The organism is Nocardiopsis sp. NPDC055551 (assembly GCF_053619415.1).
In genome coordinates this window covers 637,622-659,438 of sequence record NZ_JBSHJJ010000001.1, presented here as the reverse complement: position 1 = coordinate 659,438, position 21,817 = coordinate 637,622, and the positions used below count along the sequence as shown (strand labels likewise).

Here is a 21,817-nt window from a genome sequence, read left to right as displayed (position 1 = left end):
CCTGGTGAGGGGCCCGAACGGAACCCGCTTCCAGGGCGCGTCCCGCTACCTTTCACCGGTCGAAAACCCCTAGTTCATCTCTTGTACACCTATAGTCCCCCGAGTCGCCACGGATGCGTCCGGTTCCACACACACCCGCGTTGGGGAAGGCGGTCCGATCATGGTTGAATTCATCGGCGGTGTTCCATTACCAGCGACAACGCGCCGGATATCGGCGGCCGACGGTGAAGACGACGAGGACCACCGCCACCGACGAAGGGGATAGAAGCAGCGTGCTCCCGCCCAACAAGCGCACCCGCACCCAGGACCGTCCCGGACGCCGGGCCAACGTCTACCGGGGCGCCGCCTCGGCCGCACTGGCCGGGTTGATGCTGGCGACCACCGCCTGCGGCGGCGACAACGCCGTCGAGGGCGCGGGGCCGGCGGTCCCCGACGACCTGGAGTGCTTCTCCGGCAGCTTGAACGGCGCCGGTTCCAGTGCCCAGGAGAACGCGATGACCACCTGGATCGCGGGTTTCCAGTCGGCCTGCGAGGACGCGCGCATCTACTACGACTCGATCGGTTCGGGTGGTGGGCGCAACCAGTTCATCGACGGCGCGGTGGCCTTCGCCGGGACGGACGCGGCCATGGACCCCGACGAGAACACCGACGCCCTGGCGCGTTGCGGTGACTCCGACACCATCAACCTGCCCGCCTACGTGGTGGCCATCGCGGTGGTGTTCAACGTCGAGGGCGTGGATTCGCTCAATCTGAGCCCGGACGTCCTGGCCAAGATCTTCAACCAGGACATCACGCACTGGAACGACCCCGAGATCGCCGAGGACAACCCGGACGCGGACCTGCCCGACCTGGCCATCACCCAGGTGAGTCGGGCCGACGACTCCGGTACCACGGAGAACTTCACCGAGTACCTGTCCGAGGCCGCTCCCGACTCCTGGCCGCACGAGCCCGGCGGCCAGTGGCCGTTGGCCCCGCGCGAGTCCGCGCAGGGCAACAGCGGTATCGCCGACACCGTCTCGCGCGCCGAGGGCGCCATCGGGTACGTGGAGATGTCGCACCTGCACGGCCTGCCCGCCGCGAACATCGGTGTGGGCGACGAGTTCGTGGAGATCGCCCCCGACGCGGCCGCCCAGGTCGTGGCCGACTCCCCGCGCCGCGAGGAGAACACCAGCGAGTACGACCTGGCGTTGGACCTGGACTACGGCACCACCGAGCCGGGGAGCTACCCGCTGGTCCTGGTCAGCTATGAGACCGCCTGCCTGGACTACCCGGACGAGGGCGAGGCCGAGCGGGTCAAGGCGTTCCTGAACTACGTGGTCAGCCCCGAGGGTCAGGAGGCGGCCTCCGCCGAGACCGACTCCACGCCGGTCAACGACAACCTGCGGGAGAACCTGTTGGACTCGATCGAGGCGATCAACTCCTGATCTGAGGGCACCGTCCGCCAACTGCGGGGATCTTCGACAGGTGTGGGAATCGCGGGCGCGTCACCACTGTGGCGCGCCCCTTTCACGTTCGCGATCCGATACCTTGTGCGCAGACCGTATCGCGCAGAGTCACCGATGGCGCGAAGTGGCGGTATACGAAGGGGTCCGTCCCCGTTCGGGTGGGTGTCTTCCCCCATCTACCCGGCCGTGGGCGGACCTCCCGGGTCGGCGGACTCGTCGCCCTCGGGCATATCCCGACCACAGGCACGGCAGGCCCGGTGCCACAGCGCCCGGATCCTTCGCCCCAGGCCGCGCCGTCGCACCATGCCGTGCGGGGGCTCCTCCTTCGGGTGATGGTCCTCGGCCGCTCCACGCCCGTCCTGTTCCTCCTCCGGTTCCCCCTTCGGGCCGCCCGCAACACCCGGATCCTCCTCGTATCGGATCTCGGACGCCGGCACGGGCATCGGCGGCACCGAACGGTGCAGGGTCAGATCGGTCAGGGTGCCCTCGCCGCCGTGGATGCGGTAACGCCCGTGCAGTTGGGCGACCACGTCTGTCAGTTCCTCGTCCTCTCGCCGCACCCGCATGGCCCGGGCCAGGGCACGGGTGCGCCACAATCGCACCCTCGTGTCCCGCGTGGGCGAGGAGGCCTGGAAGAGCTCGATGAGACCGGATCGGGAGCGTTCGGCGCCGGCCAGCAACCGTGACAGGCTCAGCTCGCCCAACCCCCAGGCCACCGGCAGCTGGAACAGGAACGGGGAGGGGAACCCGGTGCGCGGGGCGACCGAGGCGAAGGTGATGCGGGGTTCGCGCAGGTAGTTGGCCTGGATCAGACGCAGGTCCAGACCCTGGTGTTCGAGGGTCGTCTCACGCACCCCCGCCCAGTCGGCGACCAGGGTGACCACCAGGTCGGCCTCGGTACCGCCCAGCAGCCGGTCCACGCAGCCGCGCACCAGGTCGTAGGAGGCGCCGGAGACCTCGACCACGGCGTGCACCAGCGGGATGCGGCGCCGTTCGACGGGCACCCGTTCGCGGTAGGCGTGCGGGTGCGGCATGAGCTCGGCCAGGACCTCGGTGCGAAAGCGCTCGGAGGGCAGACGGGTGCGGGCGGTGACGGCCGGGCCCACGTGCCAGGCGGTGGCCGCGGGTTCGGGCACCATGACCGCACCCGCCTGCCACAGGCGATAGCCGAACTCGGTGTCCTGCCCCAGGTCGAGGTCGGGGTCCACACCACCGGCGGCCTCGTAGAGGCTGCGTCGCAGAGCGGCCGCGGCGCCGATGTGGGCGTGGAAGCCGAGGTGGTCGGCCTCGCGCAGTCGGTCGCTGTGGTCCAGGAGTCGCTCGACCCACGTATGGCGTCGGTCGTCGGTCAGGATCCGCTCCGGCCCGCCCGAACGCAGGGCGTCCAGGAGGGACCCGACACTGTCGGGTTCGGTGTCGCTGAAGCGGACGCGGCCCAGGGTGACGCACTCGGCGTGGGTGTGCAGCCAGCGGGCCTGCGCCTCGACGAAGTCGCCGGTGGCGACCATGTCGGCGTCCATCCACACGAGGATGTCGCCGGTGCTGGCGTGGGCTCCGTAGGCGCGGGCGTATCCGGCGCCCCAGCCGTGACCGGGGGCGGGCACGATCCGGCATCGGCGGGGGCGGTGTTCGGGTAGGAGCAGTGGTGGTGAGGAGTGGTCGTCCACGACCACGACCTCCAGGAGGTGGTCCGGGTAGGTCTGGACGGACAGGGAGGCCAGGGCGAGGTCGAGTCGGTCCTGGCCGCCGCGGGCGGGGATGACGACGCTCACCGTGAGTTCCGGTGTCCAGCGGCCGGTGATGGGGGGCGTCAGCGCGTTCCAGTCGTTGCGGAAGACCCGGGCGCTGACGCGTTCCACCCGGCCGCGGTGCGATACCCCGTCGACATGAGACCCCACGTGCTTATTCAGTGACACAGAGTCACTATAGCGATGATTCCTCACCGAGTGTGAGCGTCACGCTCGCCCGCTGTGTCGGTTTCTCGCCGTTTCCTCCACCGGCCCCGAAGAGGGGCCGGCGGAGGGGCGCGTGGGCGGGTTCAGCGGCGGGAATCGGTCTGGAGCATCTTGACGCCCAGGAAGACCACACCGATGACCAGGGCGATCATCAACAACCACACCAGTAGTCCCACCAGCACCGACAGGATCCAGAAAACTCCGATCACCACCGCCACACCCGCGGCGATCTGGAGGATGAGTCGTCCCATGCGGGGAAGAATACGCGACCCGTCGGAGCGAGGACGCGCAGGCCCGAATCAAGCTCGTGCCCTGGCGCGGGAACCGGTGTCTAGCCCGGCCGGACGGCTCCGGTGAAGACGCTGTCCCAGTAGGAGGCCAGGTCGATCTCCTCCAGCGGCTTGGACGGGTTGGAGCCGTGGATCATCATGCCGTTGCCGGAGTAGATGCCCACGTGGCTCGGGGCGGAGGCGCTGTAGAAGAACAGCAGGTCGCCCGGCTGGAGCTGGTCGCGCGAGACCGAGGTGCCCGCGTTGACCTGGTCATAGGTGGTGCGCGGCAGGCTCACGCCGGCCTGCGCCCAGGCGGCCTGGGTCAGCCCGGAGCAGTCGTAGCCGTCGGGTCCGGTGCCGCCCCACACGTAGGGCTTGCCGATCTGGGCGCGGGCGAAGTCGAGGACGGCCTGCACGTCGCCGGAGACCGCGGCCGTGCCACCGGAGGAACCGGCGTCGGCGGAGGTGGAGGCCTGCGAGGCGGTCGGATCGACCCCGCCCAGCTGTTCCAGGACCTCGGCCTGCTCGTCCAGGGCACTCTCGCCCTGGGACATGGCCTCCTCGGCCGCGGTGAGGGCCTCGGCGGCCTCCTCCTCCGTGTCCTGGGCGGCGTTGTACAGCTCCTCGGAGTGGTCGACGTCGATCACGTAGTCGGACAGCATCTCCTGCTGGCCGGTGGAGATGAAGTCGACGTCGGCGATGTTCTGCAGCGCGCTGTCGGCGTCACCACCGAAGAAGATGCCGAAGCTGTCGCCCGAGCCGTTGGTGTAGGAGCTCTGCACGATGCTGGAAATGCGCTCGGAGCGGTCATCGAGGGCCTCTTGCGCCTCTTCGAGCTGCTCCTGCAGTTCCTCCAGCTCTTCCTCGGCGGCCGCGTGGTCCTCTTCGGCGGTGTTGTAGGCCTCGTTGAGGACCGACAACTCTTCCTGGAGCTCTTCGTAACGTTCCCGGGCCTCCGACTCGGAGGGGTCGGCCAGCGCCACACCGCTGGAGAGCACCACGGCGCCCAGCGCGACGAAGCCGACCGTGGTGAGACGGCGGGTGGGTTCGGGGTTGCGAGTCAAGACACCGACTGCCTTTCTCCCACACCCGTTTACCGACACAGGGCAGCCCGAAGGCACGCCGAGGGTCGGCGTGGGGCTGCGAGTAAGGGGGATCCGGCGGGCGGCGAAGATGGGCCGCGAGGGGTCGCCGAGCGTCGTGACGGCCTCTGCTCCTGGGAAAAGGGCGGCTGTTGAGCGAGCTGAGCAGAGTGCAACGGCAGGCCGGAACACTGTCACCGGGTGGTGACGAATCGGGGCGAACCGACCTGAGGGAACACTAATTCATCCCCCGGGGTGGACGCGACCTTTTCGTGACCTTCCATTGGGACCCCCGCTGACCTGCGAGTGAGTGTCATTTGTTCGGGAATCCCCCAGCAGGCGAGGATGAGGGCTCATTGTTCCCGAAGAATCGGGGTCAAAACCAGACCAAGCCCCCGCTTGACCGTGACGCGACTCACATCGAACGGGGGAAGGGGGCCGAACACACGTGCGTATCCGGCCCCCGACCCTGGGGGCGCCCTGATCGGGCGCCCCCACGAGCGACCCCTACAGGTGGTTCTCCCACCAGTCCAGAATCGCCTCGAAGCGGGCCACCCGGTGGCTGGGCAGGCCCGAACGCGACAGCTCGTGCCCCTCCCCCGGGAAGAGCAGCATCTGCGCCTGGTGCCCGCGCTTCCTGAGCGAGACGAACAACCGCTGGGCCTGCTCCAGCGGGCAGCGCCAGTCCTGCTCGGAGTGGATGATCAGGAACGGCTTGTCGATCTGGTCGGCGTAGGTGAGCGGGCTCTCCTTGGGCCAGGAGTCCGGCGGCCCGTACAGCGGCTCGGGGAAGAACGCCCCGATGTCGGACGCTCCCTGGAAGCTGTCGATGGCGTTGACGGCGCGCTCGCTGATCGCCGCCCGGAACCGCTCACCGTGGTGCGCGGCCATCCAGGTGGTCATGAACCCGCCGTGCGAGCCCCCGTGCACGCCGACCCGGGAACCGTCCAGCCGCTCGTCCTCCAGCGCCGCGTCCAGGAAGGCCAGCAGGTCGGTGGCCGTGACCGACCCCACCGAACCGATGATCGCCCGTCCATGCTCCTGGCCGTAGCCGGACGAACCCCGCGGGTTGCAGTAGACGACCGCGTACCCGGCCTCGGTGTACACCTGCGTCTCGTCGAAGAGCTGCCACCCGTACTGGGCGAAGGGCCCGCCGTGGATCATCAGGATCACCGGGTGGGTGCCCTCGCCCCGGGGCGTGGACACCCAACCGTGCACCGGGTGACCGTCGGGGGCGTGCGCGAGCAGTTCGGTGACCGGCAGCGGCTCCACACCCTCGAAGAACGAGGTCAGGGCACGGGTCCCGCCGTCCCCGACCACGTACAGCTCACCGCTGTCGTGTTCGCCCGCGGCCACCGCGACGGTGACCCCGCCGGCGTGGTCGAAGCCCTGCACCTCCACGCGCCCGCCCAGCAGGGTGGCACGTTCCCCCTCGGGGGTGACCCGGTACAGTTCGAGGGCCCCGCGGTTCTCCCCTGCCACCAGCACGCCCCGGTCCGTGGCCAGGGTGCCCAGGCCGTTGATACGCGGACCTTCGGTGTCGGTCAGGCGCCGAGGCTCGCGAGAGCCGTCCAGGGGCATCGACCACAGACCACCGACCCTGCCCACGAAGTCGGTGCCTTCGTCGCCGAGCTCGTCGGCGACGAAGTACACCGTGGAGCCGTCCGAGGACAGGCCCACCGACGTCACGCCCAGGTCGCCTCGGGTGACACGGCGGAGCTCGGCGCCCTTCTCCGGTGCGCAGGCCCACACGTCCTCGTAGAGGTCGTACTCCCTGTTCTCGTGCAGGGACGCGTCGAAGACCAGCTCGGTGCCGTCGGACGTCCAGAGGGGACGTCCGTGGTCGGCTTCGGCGTCGGTCACCTGAACCGGTTCGCCCACCTCACCGGTGGGATCGATCGGGGCGCTGACGAAGATCTGCTGTCGCCGGTCGACGAGGAAGCCCAGGTTGTCGATCCGGTACTTGAGGGTGCTGATCCGGCGCGGCGCCTCCTGGCCGGGGGTGCCGTCGACGTAGCGCCCCTCCTCGGGGATCCGGGCGGTGTAGGCCAGCCGGGTGGAGTCGGGGCTCCAGGAGAGGTCACCGGCGCCGAGCGGATGGTCGGTGATCTTCCAGGCCTCGCCGCCATCGGCGGGCAGGACGTGGATCTGTGCCCTCTTGTTCTCGTCCGGGCGTAGGAAGGCGATCCAACGACCGTCCGGGGAGTAACGGGGCGCACTGTCGCGAAGCCCCCGGGTGAGCCGACGCGGTCGCTCCGAACCGTCGGTGGCCACGCTCCACAGGGAACCGAGGTAGGCGTCCTCCTCCAGGTCCGGACGGACCAGGGCGAAGACGGCGCGGGAGCCGTCGGGTGCCAGGGACGGTGCGCTGATGCCGTGCAGGTGTGCGATGTCAGCGGGTTTCATTCGATGAGTGGCGGGCGCGGGGTGCCGCCCGCCGTCTCCTTCCCTTGGGTACTGGGAGCCCGTCGGCCGGGCCGGCCCCCGGTCCGGGGGACGTTTCCTTGGGGACCTTATCCGCGCCCACCATGGAAAATCCATGACTATTCCGGCTTTCCGGACAGATTCGGCGTGTGCTCCATCCCCGCACCGTCAGCGGCGTCGGTCGGTCTCCAACCTCGTGCAGACCCACCGCCCCTCCTCCTTGCGCAGCCGGAAGGCGAACACCCGCGCGCGGTCGCCACAGTCGATCACCGCGCTGGCCTCCATCCCGCCGGCGCCCAGCGGTTGATGGAAGACCCTGGTCAGACGCGGGGTCATCACGCAGACGACGCTGCCCCGCAACCGGCGCAACTCCTCGCGCACCGGCACGGTCAGGTGCGCGCGCAGCACCTCGGGCGCACGGCGACCCACGAGCACCTCGGCCATGTGCTGGGCGAGCCGGCGCACGTCGGCCGGCGTGCGGTGGCCCTCCAACAGCGGCGCGCCGCAACGACCCACCGACATGCGCCGCAGCGGGGTGCGCGCGGGGGTGCGCACCGGCGCCCATGGCGAGCGCCGACCCTCGCAGGAGGCACGGTGGCAACGGTGGGTCCCACAGGTGTGCGACATGAACAGTTCCCTTCCTCGGGGGGACGAACTACCTACACCCCTTCAAGGAGCGGCCGAACCCGCGCCCGTGCCACCTGGCATTCCGGCTTTTCCCGCTCGGGCACGACCCGACCACCGCGAACGCCTCAACACCACAACCGTCATACTGGGCCACGTGACACACGCCTACCTTTCCTCCCCAGTCCCCGTGGCCCTCGCGCACCGAGGCGGGTGGCTCACCGACGACCAGGGAGTGCGCCGCACCGAACTGGAGAACACGGCGGTGGCCTTCCAACACGCCGTCGACCTCGGTTACACGTACCTGGAGACGGACGTGCACGCCACCCGAGACGGTGTGCTCACGGCCTTCCACGACGACACCCTGGACCGCACCACGGACCGCACCGGTGCCATCTCCGCCCTGCCCTACGCCGAGGTGGCCCGCGCCCGGGTGGCCGGCAAGGAACCCGTGCCCCTCCTTGAGGACCTGCTCGGTACCTGGCCCGAGGCCCGCTTCAACATCGACCTGAAGTCGGACGGCGCCGTCCTGCCCCTGCTGGAGGTGCTGCGCCGCACCAACGCCTGGGACCGGGTGTGCGTGGGCTCCTTCGACCAGGACCGTCTGGACCGGGCCCGCCGGCTGTACGGTCCTCGCGTGGCCACCTCCTGCGGCCCCGTGGACGTGGCCCGCCTTCGCGTGGCCTCCCTGTCGACGCTGCTGCGTCCCATCGCCGGGCGCACCCCGGTGTGCGCCCAGATCCCGCTGGAGCGCAACGGGTTCCCGTTGCTGAGCCGGGACGTCATCCGCACCGCGCACCGGATCGGCATGCAGGTGCACGTGTGGACCATCAACGAACCCGAGGTGATGGAACGCCTCCTGGACGCCGGTGTCGACGGCATCGTCACCGACAACACCTCCGCCCTGCGCGACCTGCTCATCCGACGGGGCCGCTGGAACCAGGACACGCGCCCCACCCCGAAGAACGGATAGCCCCCCATGTCCACCACCCCCGACCGGATCCAAGGGCAGGACCCCTCGCCCGACCCGGCCCAGCGCAAACGCGAACAACGCGGCTGGTACATGTACGACTGGGCCAACTCGGTGTTCATGACCTCGGTGGTCACCGTCCTCATCGGCCCCTACCTGAGCAACCTGGCCTGCGCGTCGGCCGGGGCCCCCAACGCCGAGGCGTGCCGGGACGGTTCCCTGGCCCTCACCCCGCTGGGCCTGGACTTCCTGAGCGTCCACCCCAACGCGCTGTACCCGGCGTTGACCACCGTGGCGATCCTGCTACAGATCATCCTGTTGCCGCTGGTGGGCGCCCTGGCCGACCACACCAGGCACAAGAAGAGCTGGCTGCTGTGGCTGGCCGTGGCCGGGTCGGCCTGCACCACCGGGCTGTACTTCGCCACCGACGGCTACCTGCTCGCCTCGGTCCTGTTCCTGGGCGCCAACCTGCTGTTCGGGTTGTCGATCGTGGTCTACAACGCGTTCCTGCCGGAGATCGCCACGGCCGACGAACGCGACCGGGTCTCCGCCTTCGGTTGGGGCCTGGGCTACCTGGGCGGCGCCCTGCTGCTGGCGGTCCACCTGGTTCTGGTGCTGACCTCCGACGACATCGGTATGGCGGCCCGCATCGCCTTCGTCACGGTCGGCCTGTGGTGGGCCGGGTTCACCGTGGTGGCGATCAAACCGCTGCGCAACCGCTACGGGGCACTGGCCGCGCGCGGGGACGGACGCGCCAAGGTCGGCGAGTCACTGCGCCAGTTCGGGAGAACCGTGCGCGACATGCGCAAATATCCCAATACGGTGCTTTTTCTCTTCGCCTTCATCTTCTTCAACGACGGCGTCCAGGCCGCGATCCGCTACGCGGCGCCCTTCGCCACCCAGGACCTGGGCCTGAGCCAGGACGTGCTGATCGTCACGATCCTCATCATCCAGTTCGTGGCCTTCGCCGGGGCGTTCGCCACCGCCCGGATCGCCGACCACATCGGCCCCAAGAAGACCGTGCTGGGCAGCCTGGTGGTCTGGGGCCTGCTGGTGGGCCTGGGCTACGTGATGCCGGAGGGCAACGTGCCCCTGTTCATCGCGTTGGGCGTGGGCATCGGCCTGGTGCTGGGCTGTACCCAGTCCCTGGCCCGTTCGATGTTCTCCCAGCTCATCCCCAAGGGTCGAGAGGCGGAGTACTTCAGCCTCTTCCAGATCTCCGACAAGGGCTCCACGTTCCTGGGTTCGCTGGTGGTCACCATCGCGGTCGCCATGACCGGCGGCTACCGGGTGGCGATCCTGTCACTGCTGGCCTTCTTCGTGCTCGGCGGATTCCTGCTGTGGCGCGTACGTATGCGCGAGGGCATCCTGGCCGTGGGCAACACCGTGCCCGCCAGGCTCTGAGGGCGGGCCTCCCCACCCGAACACGGAAACGTCGCCGGTCCCCGCCATACTGGGGGCCGGCGACGTCGGGCGTGTTCAACAGGGGGGCGCGGTGCGGGTTCTGCACGGGATGTGGTCCAGGGACACACTGATGGTGTGGGCCGAGGGCGAGGCGGTGAGCGACCCGGCACCGGGCGCGCACCCCTTCGCCGAGGATCTGGCCGGGCTGCGCGCGCTGCTCACCCGGGCCGGGGTTCCACCGGAGCGCCTCGCACCGAACGAGTCCTTCCTGACCCTGCCCGAGGCCGACGGTCTCCCCCTGCGCTCCCTCTCCCCCGCCCCTGGAGAACGAACGTCGGGACCGGCCGGCGGATTCGGGACCTGGCGTGTCCCCGCCCTGGCACTGGACACGGTCGGAGCCGACCTCCTCCTCGGCTCCCTGCGCACGCGACCGACCGACGCTGACGCACCCCGGATCGGACCGGCCCTGACCCACCTGTGCGGCGTGCACGCCTTCGCCGAACGCCTGGTCCACGCCGGGTGCGTACTACCCGACCTGGTCGGTACCCCACCGCGTGCTCGTTGGCGGCCCGCCCCGCTGGACACCGCCGAGGAACACCTGTCCGCCCTCACCGAAGCACTGCCACCGGCGGCCATCGCCCACCTGAACGGCCCCGAACGCGCCGAGGCCGCCCGCTCCTGCGTGCTGGCGCCCCTGGAACTGCTCACCGACGCCGTGGCCCGCCGGCTGGCCCGGGCCCCCGAACACGTCCACGGGGACGGGCTCCCCTCCCCCGCCGCACGGCTGGCCACCGCCCTGACCACCGAACGCACTCGCCTGGACGACGACGCCGCAGACGCCTTGCGCGGCCCCCTGCGCGAGTGGCGGGACCGGGTGCGCGGCGGTGGCCGCGCCCGACTGGTGTTCGTACTGCGCGAACCCGAACCAGAGGGGCCGCGTAACGGCCCTCGCCCCTGGACCCTGGAGTTCTGGGTCCGCTCCACCACCGATCCCGGCCTGCGACTGCCCCTGGAACAGGTCTGGCTCGGCGAGGGCGCCGCGTGGCTGCCCCGGGACGTGGCCAGCACGGCCCTGGCCGACCTGCGCCGCGCCGCCCGCCACCTGCCCGCCCTGAGCCGGGCCCTGGCCGACCTGGCCCCGGCCCGACTGTTCATGGACACCGCGGGGGCCCAGGCCTTCGTGGGCGAGGGGGCCCGACGTCTGACCGAGGCCGGGTTCTCCGTGGTACTGCCCGAATGGAGCCGGCGCGACGGCCTGGCCCTGCGGATGACCGTCGCCGAGGAACCCGCGCGCCGCCGTCGCGGCGGGGTGAGCCCCATGGACCTGGTGGACGTGTCCTTCGAGGCGCTGCTGACCGGCCCCGAGGACACCACCGCGCTGAGCGAGGACGAACTCACCGAGCTGGCCGAACTGGCCCGGCTCAAACGCTCGCTGGTACGCGTGCGCGGCCGATGGATGGAGATGGACCCCGAGCGGGTCGCCTCGGCGCTGGAGCTGATGCGGCGCGGCGCACGGCGACCGATGGGCCGGGAAGAGGCGCTGAGGGCCGCCATCGGGGCCGCGCCCGTCCCGTTGCCGGTGGCGGACGTGGTGGCCGACGGCCCCCTGGGCGCCCTGCTGAACGGTGGCGCCAAGGCCGAGCCCCGCCCCATGGGCACCCCGGTCGGGTTCAAGGGGGCGCTGCGCCCCTACCAGGACCGCGGTGCCTCCTGGCTGCGGTTCCTGGGCGAACTGGGCCTGGGCGCGGTGCTCGCCGACGACATGGGGTTGGGCAAGACCGTGCAGTTGTTGGCGCTGCTCACCGACGAACGCGCCGAGGGGTCCGCCCCCGGTCCCACCCTGCTGGTGTGCCCGGTGTCGCTGGTCGGCAACTGGCGGCGCGAGGCGGAGAGGTTCGCCCCCGACCTGCGGGTGCACGTCCAACACGGACCGGACCGGCCCACGGGCAACGCGATGGCGCGCATCGTCGGCAACTGCGACCTGGTGGTCACCACCTACGGAGTGGTGGCGCGCGACGCCGACGAACTGGCGGGCATGCCCTGGCACCGGGTGGTGTGCGACGAGGCGCAGGCGTTGAAGAACCACGACACCCGCCAGGCGCGAGCGGTGCGTTCACTGCCGGCCGCGACCCGTATCGCGCTCACCGGAACCCCGGTGGAGAACAACCTGGGTGAGCTGTGGTCGGTGATGGAGTTCGCCAACCCCGGGCTGTTGGGCACGTCCGCCGACTTCCAACGCGCGGTGGCCGACCGCGCCGAGGCCGAGGTGGACGGTGGCGCGGCGTCCTTGGACGGTCCCGGCGGCTCGGGCGGCGACGGTGGTGGTGGAGGCACGGACCTGGTGCGCCGGTTGACCGGCCCGTTCGTGCTGCGCCGGTTGAAGACCGACCGGTCGATCATCGCCGACCTGCCCGAGAAGCACCAGATGCGCACCTGGTGCACGCTCACCCCCGAGCAGGCCTCGCTGTACAAGGCCGTGGTGGACGAGATGGGCGAGCGTCTGGCCGAGGCCGACGACAAGGAGCGCAAGGGGCTGGTGTTGGCGACGATGTCGCGGCTCAAGCAGATCTGCAACCACCCGGCGCAGTTCCTGGGGGACGGGTCGGCCCTGGCGGGGCGTTCGGGCAAGCTGGAGCGGTTGGAGGCGATCCTGGGCGAGGCCGTGGCCGAGGGCGACAAGGCGCTGTGCTTCACCCAGTACGCGCGTTGGGGCGAGCGTCTGGCGCCCTACCTGCGTTCTCGTCTGGGGGTTCCGGTGCTGTGGCTGCACGGGGGCACTTCCCGGGCCGACCGCGAGCACATGACCGAGCACTTCCAGACGCTGCGGGGACCGGCCGTGTTCCTGCTCTCCCTCAAGGCCGCCGGAACCGGCCTGAACCTGACCGCCGCCAACCACGTGGTGCACGTGGACCGCTGGTGGAACCCGGCGGTGGAGAACCAGGCCACCGACCGGGCGTTCCGCATCGGTCAGCGCCGCGACGTGCAGGTGCGCAAGATGGTGTGCGTGGGCACCGTGGAGGAACGTGTGGACGAGATGATCGAACGCAAGAGCGCGCTGGCCGACGCCGCCGTGACCACCGGCGAGGAGTGGCTGGGCGGGTTGTCGGTACAGGACCTGCGCGAGGTGGTGCGCCTGGCACCCGAGGCGGTGGCCGGATGAGCTGGTCGACTCTGGTGGGCGAGGCCTTGGCGGGTTCGGGGGGCGCCGAGACCGTCACCGGGTTGCGGGTGCGCCCCGGCGAGGCGCTGGCCCGGGTGGGCCCTCACGAGGTGAGCCTGATCCGCGCCGTGTGGCCCGAGCGTGAGTGGTCCCGGGTCGGGGCCGCGCTGGCCTCCCAACCGCTCTTCCGCGCCCGGCTACTGGCCGGTGAACTGCCCGAGGCCGCGGCGCGGGTGTTCGCGCTGTTGGGGTTGGACCTGGTCCCGGCGGGGTGGGGGGACCTGGTCACGACCTGTTCGTGCGAGCACTGGCGTGGACGGTGCGCCCATCTGCGAGCGGTGGCCGCGGCACTGGGCGAACAGGCCGACGCGGACCCGTTCGTGCTGACCCGGTGGGCGGGCCTGGACCGACGGTCGTTGGTCGCGCTGGTCCGGGACCTCTCCACGGGTGATAGGGAACTTCCGAGCGTCGAGAACGACGGGGAGGACTCTTCGTATTCGAGGGAAGAAGGCTCCGGTGATGTTTTGGCCGCGGGGGCGATAACCACGGATCGGTTTTCGCCCGACTCATTTTGGAACCCGATACCACAACCCCCTGTTCCCACCCTCCCCTCAGGCACCGGAGACCGCGTCAGAGCCGCCGCACCGGGACTTGTCGCCGACGAGCTCCCCCAATTCGAGACCCCCTGAACGGCCCACCCGTTTTTCTTTCGCCGAACGCCGGTAAGTCCGACGAAACACGGTTACCATTCACCTGGAGACGAACTCGAACAACTAGCCCTGATTGGTATTCTCATATGGCCGATCGCTTCCCCCCGCACATCGACATGGACACCCCCAGCATCGCACGAATGTACGACTACCTGCTGGGCGGAAAGGACAACTTCGCCTCCGACCGCAAGGCGTGCGAAGAACTCGCCGCGGGCATCCCCGAACTCGTCTCCTTCGCCAACGACAACCGGGCCTTCCTGGGCCGGGCCGTGGACTACGTGAGCTCGCGCGGCATCGACCAGTTCCTCGACCTGGGCGCCGGCCTGCCCACCACCGACAACACCCACCAGGTCGCCCAACGGGCCAACCCCCGGGCCCGGGTCCTGTACATCGACCACGACCCGATCGTGCTCGCCCACGGACGCGCCCTGCTCGGTGACACCGACACCACCGCGTTCCTGCTGTCCGACATCCGCGACACCGACCGCATCCTGCGCTCGCCCGAGGCCGTCAAGCTCATCGACCCCGACCGGCCGGTCTGCGTCATGATGGTGTCCCTGCTGCACTGTCTGCCCGACGACAGCGACCCCTTCGGGATGGTGCGCGGGCTGGTGGAACGGCTCGCCCCCGGGTCTGCGATCATCTTCTCCCACATCGTCTCCGACGACCCCGAGGCCGCAGCCTGGATGACCGACAAGATCCTGTCCTTCGGCACCCCCTGGGGCCGGGTGCGCAGTCCCCAGGAGGCCGCCGCCGTATTCGAGGGGTTGGAGGTGGTCAGCGCCTGGACCGACGGTCGCGAGGAGGAGCCGCGCAAGGTGGACTGCTCCACCTGGCGCAACCCCGACCGCGACCCCATCTCCCGGCCGGCCGATCCCGGCGTCAAACGTTGGGAGCTCTCCGGGGTCGCCTTCAAGCCATGACCGGCGCACCCCCGCGTGGGGTACTTCCGACCCTGGACCGCCCGGTAGGGGATCAGTCCTGTTCGTCGAAGACCTCCTGGGCGAGGGCGAAGGCCTTGTTGGCGGCCGGCACCCCGCAGTAGATGGCGGCCTGCAAGAACACCTCACCGATCTCGTCCGGGCTCAACCCGTTGCGCAGCGCGGCGCGCACGTGCATGGCCAGTTCGCCCCAGTGCCCCTTCGCGACCAGGGCGGTCAGCACCATGCAACTGCGGGTACGGCGATCCAACCCCGGGCGGGTCCAGATCTCACCCCAGGCGTACCGGGTGATCAGGTCTTGGAAGGGTTCGGTGAACTCGGTCTTGCGCGACTCGGCCCGGTCCACGTGGGTGTCACCGAGCACGCCCCGGCGCACCCGCATGCCGGCGGCGTACCGGTCCGCGGCGGTCAGGTGTTCGGTGATGAGCGTGTTCACCCGGCCGGCGCGTTCCCAGGAGAGCAGGTGCGCGGCACCCTCCAGCACCACGGAGCGGGCCCCGGGGATGCGTTCGGCCAGTAGCGCGCCGTGCTCCTCGGGCGGGGTGGAAGGGTCCTGGGCCCCGGAGACCACCAGGGTGGGGGCCGAAACACGGTGCAGGTCCTCGCGGGTGTCGTGGCCTTCGATGGCCCCGCAACAGCCCGCGTACCCCTGGTCGGGGGTGGCCACGATCTGCTCGCGCAGCACACGGACCTCATCGGGATACTCCTCGACGAAGCCGGGGGTGAACCAACGTTCCACCACGGTGCCGGCCAGGGCGACGGTGCCCTTCTCCCGCACCGTGGCGGCGCGGTCGCGCCAGTTCCGCGCCGGACCCATGTGGGGAGAGGTCGCCAACAGGACGAGCCGGTCGATCCGTTCGGGGGCGTTGATCGCCAACCACTGACCGACCATCCCACCGATGGACAGCCCCGCGTAGTGGGCGCGTTCGATGCCCAGCCGGTCCAGCAGGGCCAACACGTCCCCGCCCAGGTCGGCCATGCTGTAGGGGCCCTCCGGCGCGGGCGAGTCCCCGTGTCCGCGATGGTCGATCCGGATCACCCGGAAGTTCGTGGACAGGGCCTGGACCTGCGGCTCCCACATGTCCAGGGTGGTACCGAGGGAACCCCCCAGGACCAGGGGCGGGGCGTCCGCCGGGCCGCTCACGGTGTGGTGGAGTTCAACGCTCATGGACTTCCTTCTTCACTGTCGGTACGACTCGGCCGGCCGATCCCATCCGGGCCGGTCCTACCCGTGACCCGATCGGTGAACACGGGGGCGGCGCCCAGGTAGGCGGACGGGTCGAGCAGGGCACGGACCTGTTCGGAGGTGCGTGCCCCTTCGAGGCGTTCGGTGACCGCGTCGACGAGGTCGCGGCCCTGGGCCACCGCCTCCCGGCAGGCCTCGGTGACCCGGCGGTGGGCCTCCATACGACCCAGTTCGGGGATCAGGTCGGTGGTCAGGCGTTCGCTCAGGGCCAGGCCGCCGGTGAGGTCGAGGTTGGCGCGCATTCGGTCGGGGTGCACGCGCATACGTTCGACGCCGGTGCGCAGCCAGGACACGGCCGAACCGGTCCGGCGCAGCAGGTCGGTCAGGGGCAGCCACTCCGCGTGCCAGGAACCGGCCGCACGCTGGTGTTCCTGGATCTGCGCGGCCAGGAGGGTGGCGACCAGCCCGGGGGCCTGTCGGGCGTTGGCCAGGGCGGAGACCGCCGCGACCGGATTGCGTTTGTGCGGCATCGTGGAGGACCCCCCGACCCCGACACCGCCCTCCTCGGTGACCTCCCCGACCTCGGTCTGGGCGAGCAGGACCACGTCCTGGGCGACGGTTCCGGCCGCACCGCACACCCGTCCCAGGACGGCGGCGACCTCGGCCACGCGCCCGCGTTCGGTGTGCCAGGGCAACGGGGGTTCGGGCAGTTCCAGGCGGGCGGCGTAGGCGGCGGCCACGTCGGGGCCGTGCGGGTCCAGGGAGGCCAGGGTGCCCACCGCGCCGCCGAGCTGGGCGGCCACATGGTGGGTGAGGACCTCGTCGAGCCGCCGGGCGGCCGAACTCAACCCCTGGGCCCAGCCGGCCGCGACGGCGCCGAAGGTGGTGGGCAGGGCCTGTTGGAGGAGGGTGCGCCCCGGCATGGGCGTGGTGCGGTACCGGTGGGCCAGGTCGGCGAGGTCGACGCTCAGCAGGGTCAGGTCGGTGTGCAACGCGCGACCGGCCCGGCACACCACCAGCATGGCGGCGGTGTCCATGACGTCCTGGCTGGTGGCACCGCGGTGTACGTGCCGGGCGGCTTCGGGGTCCCTCGCACGGACCCGTGCGGTCAGCTCCTTGACCAGGGGGATGACGGGGTTGCCCCCGCCGGCGGCCGCCGCGCCCAGGGCCACGGGATCGTAGCGGTCGGCGACACAGGCGTCGGCGATGGCACCGGCCTGTTCGACGGTGATGAGTCCGGTGTCGGCCAACGCCCCGGCCAGGGCGGACTCGGCCTCCAGCAGAGCCCGCAGCCAGGCGGTGTCGTCGGTGAGCGGACCCACGGGGCCTCGGTCGAGAACCCCGTCGAACAGGCCGGTCATGGCGGTTTCCTCGCTGTGCTCAGATGTCGAAGAAGACGGTCTCGTCCTCGCCCTGCAGGTGGATGTCCAGGCGGTAGCCGTCGTCCTCACGGTGGGCGATGAGGGTGGCGCGCGCCCTCGGGTCCTCGATGGTGTTCAACACCGGATCCTGGGCGTTGGCGCCCTCCTCCTCCGGAAAGTACAGGCGGGTGACCACGCGGTGCAGCATGCCGCGCGCGAAGACCGACACGTCCACGTGCGGGGCCTGGTCCCCGGTGGGCCCGGGGACGGGGCCGGGTTTGAGGGTGAGGACGGCGTAGGAGCCGGTGTCGTCGGTGGGGCAGCGCCCGAACCCACGAAAGCCGGGCAGGTGCCGGGCCCCACGCGGGTCGTCGGGGTGGTCGAAGCGACCGTCGGGGTCGGCCTGCCAGGTCTCGATCAGGGCGTCGGTGACCGGCGAGCCCGCGCCATCGTAGACGGTGCCGCGCAACCACACCGCGCCCGGAGTGCCCTCGGCGACCGCGAAGGGGCCGTCGGGCCAGGGCAGGCCGATGTGCAGGTAGGGGCCCACGGTCTGGGACGGGGTGGTGGGATGGGTGCTCACTCGTCGTCCTCCAGGACCTCTTCCTCGGACTCGAACGGGGTCTGTTCGCGTCCGCGCAACACGATGTCCCACCGGTAGGACAGGGCCCACTCGGGTTCGGTGGTGTCGTAGTCGAAACGGGCGAGCATGCGCTCGCGGGCCCTCTCGTCCGGGACCGACTGCCACATGGGGTCCTGGAAGAAGAGCGGGTCGTCGGGGAAGTACATCTGCGTGACCAGGCGCTGGGTGAAGGCGCGGCCGAACAGCGAGAAGTGGATGTGGGCGGGACGCCAGGCGTTCTGGTGATTCTTCCAGGGGTAGGCGCCCGGGCGGATGGTGACGAACCGGTAGCGACCCTGGTCGTCGCTGAGGACACGGCCCACACCACTGAAGTTCGGGTCCAGGGGCGCGGGCCAGTTGTCGGCGGTGTGCCGGTAACGGCCACCGGCGTTGGCCTGCCAGATCTCCACGAGGGTGTGCGGGACGGGGCGGCCGTCGCTGTCACGGACCTGCCCGTGCACGATGATGCGCTGACCCTGGGCTTCGCCGTCGTGTTGGCGGGTCAGGTCGTGGTCGCCACCGACGACGCGGTCCTCGCCCAAAACGGGTGAGGTGATCTCGGTGAGCATGTGCGGGAGCAGGGTGAGCGGACGCCGGGGGTGGCGCAGCGAGGTGCTCTTGTAGAACGGGTGGTCCAGCGGGGGATGGGTGTCGTGGTCGCGCACGTAGCCGGGCACGTACAGACCCTCGTGGGAGGTGTCGGACATGGTGCTGATCCTTTCAGGCGTGCCCGTTCAGGCGTGCAGGACGACGGCCAACCCCTGACCGACCCCGATGCACAGGGCGGCCAACCCCCAACCGCCACCGTTGCGGCGCAGTTGGTGGGCCAGTGAGCCGATGACGCGCGCCCCCGAGGCACCGAGGGGATGACCGATGGCGATGGCGCCGCCATTGGGGTTGACGATGTCGGGGTCCAGCCCCTTCCAACCGCGGATACAGGCCAGGGACTGGGCGGCGAAGGCCTCGTTGAGCTCCACCGCCGACAGGTCGGACCAGGTGATGCCCGCTCGGTCCAGGGCGATCTCGGCGGCGCGCACGGGGCCGATGCCGAAGACGTCGGGATCGACCCCCGCCACGCCCCGGCTGACCAGGCGGGCCAGGGGCTCGTGCCCGGTGGCCCGGACCGCGGCGTCGTCACCCAACAGCAGGGCGGCCGCGCCGTCATTGAGGGGGGAGGCGTTGCCCGCGGTGATGGTGCCCTCCTCGCGGAAGGCGGGCTTGAGGGAGGCGAGCTTGTCGAGGGAGGTCTCGCGGATGCTCTCGTCACGTTCCAGGTGGGCGCCCTCGACCTGGACGATCTCGTCGTCGAAGACGCCCTTGGCCCAGGCGTCGGCGGCCTTGGTGTGGCTGGCCAGGGCGAAGACGTCCTGGTCGGCGCGGTCGACGCCGTACCGGTCGGCGAGTCTTTCGGTGCTCTCCCCCAGCGACAGCGTCCACTCCTTGGGCATGCGCGGGTTGACCATGCGCCAGCCCAGGGTGGTGGAGTGCAGGGTGCCGTCGGTGACGGGGAAGGCCTTGGTGGGTTTGGGCATCACCCAGGGGGCCCGGCTCATGGATTCCACTCCCCCGGCCAGGACCAGGGAGGCGTCGCCGGTCTGGACGGCGCGGGCGCCCTGGACGGCCGCCTCCATCCCGGAGCCGCACAGTCGGTTGACGGTGGCCCCGGGCACGGAGGTGGGAAGGCCGGCCAGGAGGGCGGCCATGCGGGCGACGTTGCGGTTCTCCTCGCCCGCGCCGTTGGCGTTGCCGAGCAGGACCTCGTCGAGGGCGGCGGGGTCCAGGTGGGGCGCGCGCTCGACCAGGGCGCGGACCACGTGGGCGGCCAGGTCGTCGGGGCGGGCGCCCGAGAGGGCGCCGCCGTATCGACCGAAGGGGGTGCGGACGGCGTCGAGAACGTGGACGTCGGTCACCGGTGTCTCCTGGGGTGTGGGGCGTACAGTTACCTAACGGCGTTAGGTAAACGGTATCGGGTCAGGGTCGGGCCGCACCGGTCAGGGAGCGCAGAACGGACAGTTCGGTGCCGGTGGGCTCGGGGGTGCGCCGTGGATCCTCGGCGACCCTCAGGTCCCAACCGGTGGCCTCGCGCACGTCGGCGACCTCCACACCCGGGTGCACGCCCACCAGGGTGAGCTCGCGGGTGATCGGGTCGGGTTCGAGCACGCCCAGGTCGGTGATGACCCGCACCGGTCCGGCACCGGTGAGCCCCAACCGTTCCCGATCACCGGGGCCCGCGCCGTGCCCGACCGAGGTGACGAAGTCGACCTTGTCGACGAAGGCCCGTCGACCGTGCCGCATGATCACGATGACCTCGCGGCAGGAGGCGGCGATCTCGGGGGCACCACCCGCTCCGGGCAGACGCACCTTGGGGTCGGCGTAGTCACCGATGACGGTGGTGTTGATGTTGCCGTAGCGGTCGATCTGGGCGGCGCCGAGGAAACCGACGTCGATCCGCCCGGCCTGGAGCCAGTAGTTGAACACCTCGGGCACCGACACCACCGTGTCGGCGGTCTCGGCGAGGATCCCGTCACCGATGGACAGCGGCAGGTGGTCCGGGGAGGCGCCCAGGGTTCCCGACTCGTAGATCATCCACAGGTCGGGGGCGTGGGTGCGGCTCGCCACGTTGGCGGCGGTGCTGGGCAGACCGATGCCGACGAAGCAGGACATGCCATCGCGCAGCGAGCGCGCGGCGGTCACGGTCATGATCTCGTCGGAGGTCCAGGTCAGGGTGGTCATGCGCCTTTTCCCACGGGTTCGGGGTCGGAGGTCGATGGGGTCTGGGAACCGGTGGGCCCGGTGAGTTCGGCCAGCCAGGCGCCGAAGGCCTCACGGTCGCGCCCCACGGCGTCCCAGTCCCGGTAGGCGGCGTTGTCGCGCTCGTAGTAACCGTGGGCGTAGGAGGGGGCGGCCCCACCGGGGACCACGCTGACCGCGTCCACGACCCGGGCCGGCAGGACCACCTGGCCGGGCACGGCTTCGAGCTCGTCGACGACCTCCTCGACGGTGACCAGGACCCGGTCGGCGGCCATGGCGGCCTCCTTCTGGATCCCGGTGATGCCCCACAGCTGCACGTTGCCGGCGGCGTCGGCGCGCTGGGCGTGGATGACGGTCACGTCGGGGTTGAGCGCGGGGACGGCGGCCAACTCCTGCCCGGTGAAGGGGCAGACGATGGTCTTGATGTGGGGGTTGTTGCCGATCAGGTCGGTACCGCTGTAGCCGCGCAGCACGGCGAAGGGGAGCCCGGAGGCGCCCGCGACGTAGCGATTGGCCATCCCGGCGTGGCTGTGTTCCTCGATCTCCAACGGGACCGGCCAGGAGTGGGTGACGGCGTCTCGAAAACGGTGGAGCGAGCCGACCCCGGGGTTGCCACCCCAGGAGAAGACGAGCTTGCGCGCGCAACCGGCGCCGATGAGCTGGTCGTAGACGATGTCGGGCGTCATCCGCACCAAGGTGAGGTCGCGCAGACCTTGACGGATGATCTCGTGCCCGGCGGCCACGGGGATGAGGTGGGTGAAGCCTTCCAAGGCGACGGTGTCTCCGTCGTGGACGAGCTGCCCGACCGCCTCGTCCAGGGGCACGGCCATAGCTACCCTCCCGTTCGTATAGCGAATGCATGTTCACAGTGCGAACATCTTGGGTACGACAGTAGCGCCGGTCACAGAAC

The 21,817-nt window shown here is 70.6% G+C and carries 18 protein-coding genes; 6 read left to right on the top strand and 12 right to left on the bottom strand.

The features are described from left to right. Nucleotides 1-272 precede the first annotated feature (272 nt). Nucleotides 273-1,424: a phosphate ABC transporter substrate-binding protein PstS gene (gene pstS / locus ACWGSK_RS02695; protein WP_358509194.1), complete on the top strand. Its 1,152-nt coding sequence runs from the start codon at nucleotides 273-275 to the stop codon at nucleotides 1,422-1,424. A gap of 197 nt (nucleotides 1,425-1,621) precedes the next feature. Here pstS and ACWGSK_RS02690 read toward each other — a convergent pair whose 3' ends face one another. The 5 genes from ACWGSK_RS02690 to ACWGSK_RS02670 all read right to left on the bottom strand — a co-directional run bounded on the left by ACWGSK_RS02690 (nucleotide 1,622) and on the right by ACWGSK_RS02670 (nucleotide 7,805). Next, nucleotides 1,622-3,304: a glycosyltransferase gene (locus tag ACWGSK_RS02690; protein WP_358509352.1), complete on the bottom strand. Its 1,683-nt coding sequence runs from the start codon at nucleotides 3,302-3,304 to the stop codon at nucleotides 1,622-1,624. Between the two features lie 179 nt (nucleotides 3,305-3,483). Next, on the bottom strand, nucleotides 3,484-3,651 hold the full coding sequence (locus ACWGSK_RS02685; protein WP_358509197.1) for a hypothetical protein: 168 nt from the start codon (nucleotides 3,649-3,651) through the stop codon (nucleotides 3,484-3,486). A gap of 80 nt (nucleotides 3,652-3,731) precedes the next feature. Beyond that, the gene (locus tag ACWGSK_RS02680; protein ID WP_358509199.1) at nucleotides 3,732-4,736 is read right to left on the bottom strand and encodes a C40 family peptidase; all 1,005 of its coding nucleotides are present in this window, start codon (nucleotides 4,734-4,736) and stop codon (nucleotides 3,732-3,734) included. Between the two features lie 525 nt (nucleotides 4,737-5,261). Beyond that, entirely contained in the window at nucleotides 5,262-7,160 is a 1,899-nt protein-coding gene (locus ACWGSK_RS02675) for an alpha/beta fold hydrolase (protein ID WP_452455071.1), read from the bottom strand. A gap of 186 nt (nucleotides 7,161-7,346) precedes the next feature. Continuing rightward, nucleotides 7,347-7,805: an Rv3235 family protein gene (locus tag ACWGSK_RS02670; protein WP_358509205.1), complete on the bottom strand. Its 459-nt coding sequence runs from the start codon at nucleotides 7,803-7,805 to the stop codon at nucleotides 7,347-7,349. A 154-nt stretch (nucleotides 7,806-7,959) separates the two neighbouring features. Between ACWGSK_RS02670 and ACWGSK_RS02665 the strand changes: the two genes are divergently transcribed. The 5 genes from ACWGSK_RS02665 (at nucleotide 7,960) to ACWGSK_RS02645 (ending at nucleotide 14,969) form a co-directional block, all read left to right on the top strand. Then, complete coding sequence (locus ACWGSK_RS02665; RefSeq protein WP_358509208.1) at nucleotides 7,960-8,775, top strand: glycerophosphodiester phosphodiesterase; 816 nt, start codon at nucleotides 7,960-7,962, stop codon at nucleotides 8,773-8,775. Between the two features lie 6 nt (nucleotides 8,776-8,781). Further along, nucleotides 8,782-10,176: an MFS transporter gene (locus ACWGSK_RS02660; protein WP_452455070.1), complete on the top strand. Its 1,395-nt coding sequence runs from the start codon at nucleotides 8,782-8,784 to the stop codon at nucleotides 10,174-10,176. 91 nt (nucleotides 10,177-10,267) lie between these two features. Beyond that, the gene (locus ACWGSK_RS02655) at nucleotides 10,268-13,336 is read left to right on the top strand and encodes a DEAD/DEAH box helicase (protein WP_358509214.1); all 3,069 of its coding nucleotides are present in this window, start codon (nucleotides 10,268-10,270) and stop codon (nucleotides 13,334-13,336) included. Then, on the top strand, nucleotides 13,333-14,025 hold the full coding sequence (locus tag ACWGSK_RS02650; protein ID WP_358509217.1) for an SWIM zinc finger family protein: 693 nt from the start codon (nucleotides 13,333-13,335) through the stop codon (nucleotides 14,023-14,025). The genes ACWGSK_RS02655 and ACWGSK_RS02650 overlap by 4 nt, the downstream gene beginning before the upstream one ends. 107 nt (nucleotides 14,026-14,132) lie before the next feature. Next, a complete protein-coding gene (locus tag ACWGSK_RS02645) occupies nucleotides 14,133-14,969 on the top strand; it encodes an SAM-dependent methyltransferase (protein WP_358509220.1) in 837 nt (278 codons plus the stop codon). A 52-nt stretch (nucleotides 14,970-15,021) separates the two neighbouring features. Here the strand turns inward: ACWGSK_RS02645 and pcaDC are convergent, their stop codons facing one another. From pcaDC to ACWGSK_RS02610, 7 genes are all read right to left on the bottom strand, one after another. Further along, entirely contained in the window at nucleotides 15,022-16,155 is a 1,134-nt protein-coding gene (gene pcaDC, locus ACWGSK_RS02640) for a bifunctional 3-oxoadipate enol-lactonase/4-carboxymuconolactone decarboxylase PcaDC (RefSeq protein ID WP_452455069.1), read from the bottom strand. Further along, entirely contained in the window at nucleotides 16,152-17,534 is a 1,383-nt protein-coding gene (pcaB, locus tag ACWGSK_RS02635) for a 3-carboxy-cis,cis-muconate cycloisomerase (RefSeq protein ID WP_452455068.1), read from the bottom strand. The genes pcaDC and pcaB overlap by 4 nt, the downstream gene beginning before the upstream one ends. Nucleotides 17,535-17,553: 19 nt before the next feature. Beyond that, complete coding sequence (gene pcaG, locus ACWGSK_RS02630; RefSeq protein ID WP_358509229.1) at nucleotides 17,554-18,117, bottom strand: protocatechuate 3,4-dioxygenase subunit alpha; 564 nt, start codon at nucleotides 18,115-18,117, stop codon at nucleotides 17,554-17,556. Then, nucleotides 18,114-18,863, bottom strand: a complete 750-nt coding sequence (pcaH, locus tag ACWGSK_RS02625) for a protocatechuate 3,4-dioxygenase subunit beta (RefSeq protein ID WP_452455067.1) — start codon at nucleotides 18,861-18,863, stop codon at nucleotides 18,114-18,116. Before pcaH ends, pcaG begins: the two co-directional genes overlap by 4 nt. Nucleotides 18,864-18,890: 27 nt before the next feature. Then, the gene (locus ACWGSK_RS02620) at nucleotides 18,891-20,066 is read right to left on the bottom strand and encodes a thiolase family protein (RefSeq protein ID WP_452455066.1); all 1,176 of its coding nucleotides are present in this window, start codon (nucleotides 20,064-20,066) and stop codon (nucleotides 18,891-18,893) included. A gap of 61 nt (nucleotides 20,067-20,127) precedes the next feature. Next, nucleotides 20,128-20,889 (bottom strand): CoA-transferase subunit beta, encoded by a 762-nt coding sequence (locus tag ACWGSK_RS02615; protein WP_358509238.1) that lies wholly within the window; start codon nucleotides 20,887-20,889, stop codon nucleotides 20,128-20,130. Beyond that, the gene (locus ACWGSK_RS02610; protein ID WP_358509241.1) at nucleotides 20,886-21,737 is read right to left on the bottom strand and encodes a CoA transferase subunit A; all 852 of its coding nucleotides are present in this window, start codon (nucleotides 21,735-21,737) and stop codon (nucleotides 20,886-20,888) included. Before ACWGSK_RS02610 ends, ACWGSK_RS02615 begins: the two co-directional genes overlap by 4 nt. Nucleotides 21,738-21,817 lie beyond the last annotated feature (80 nt).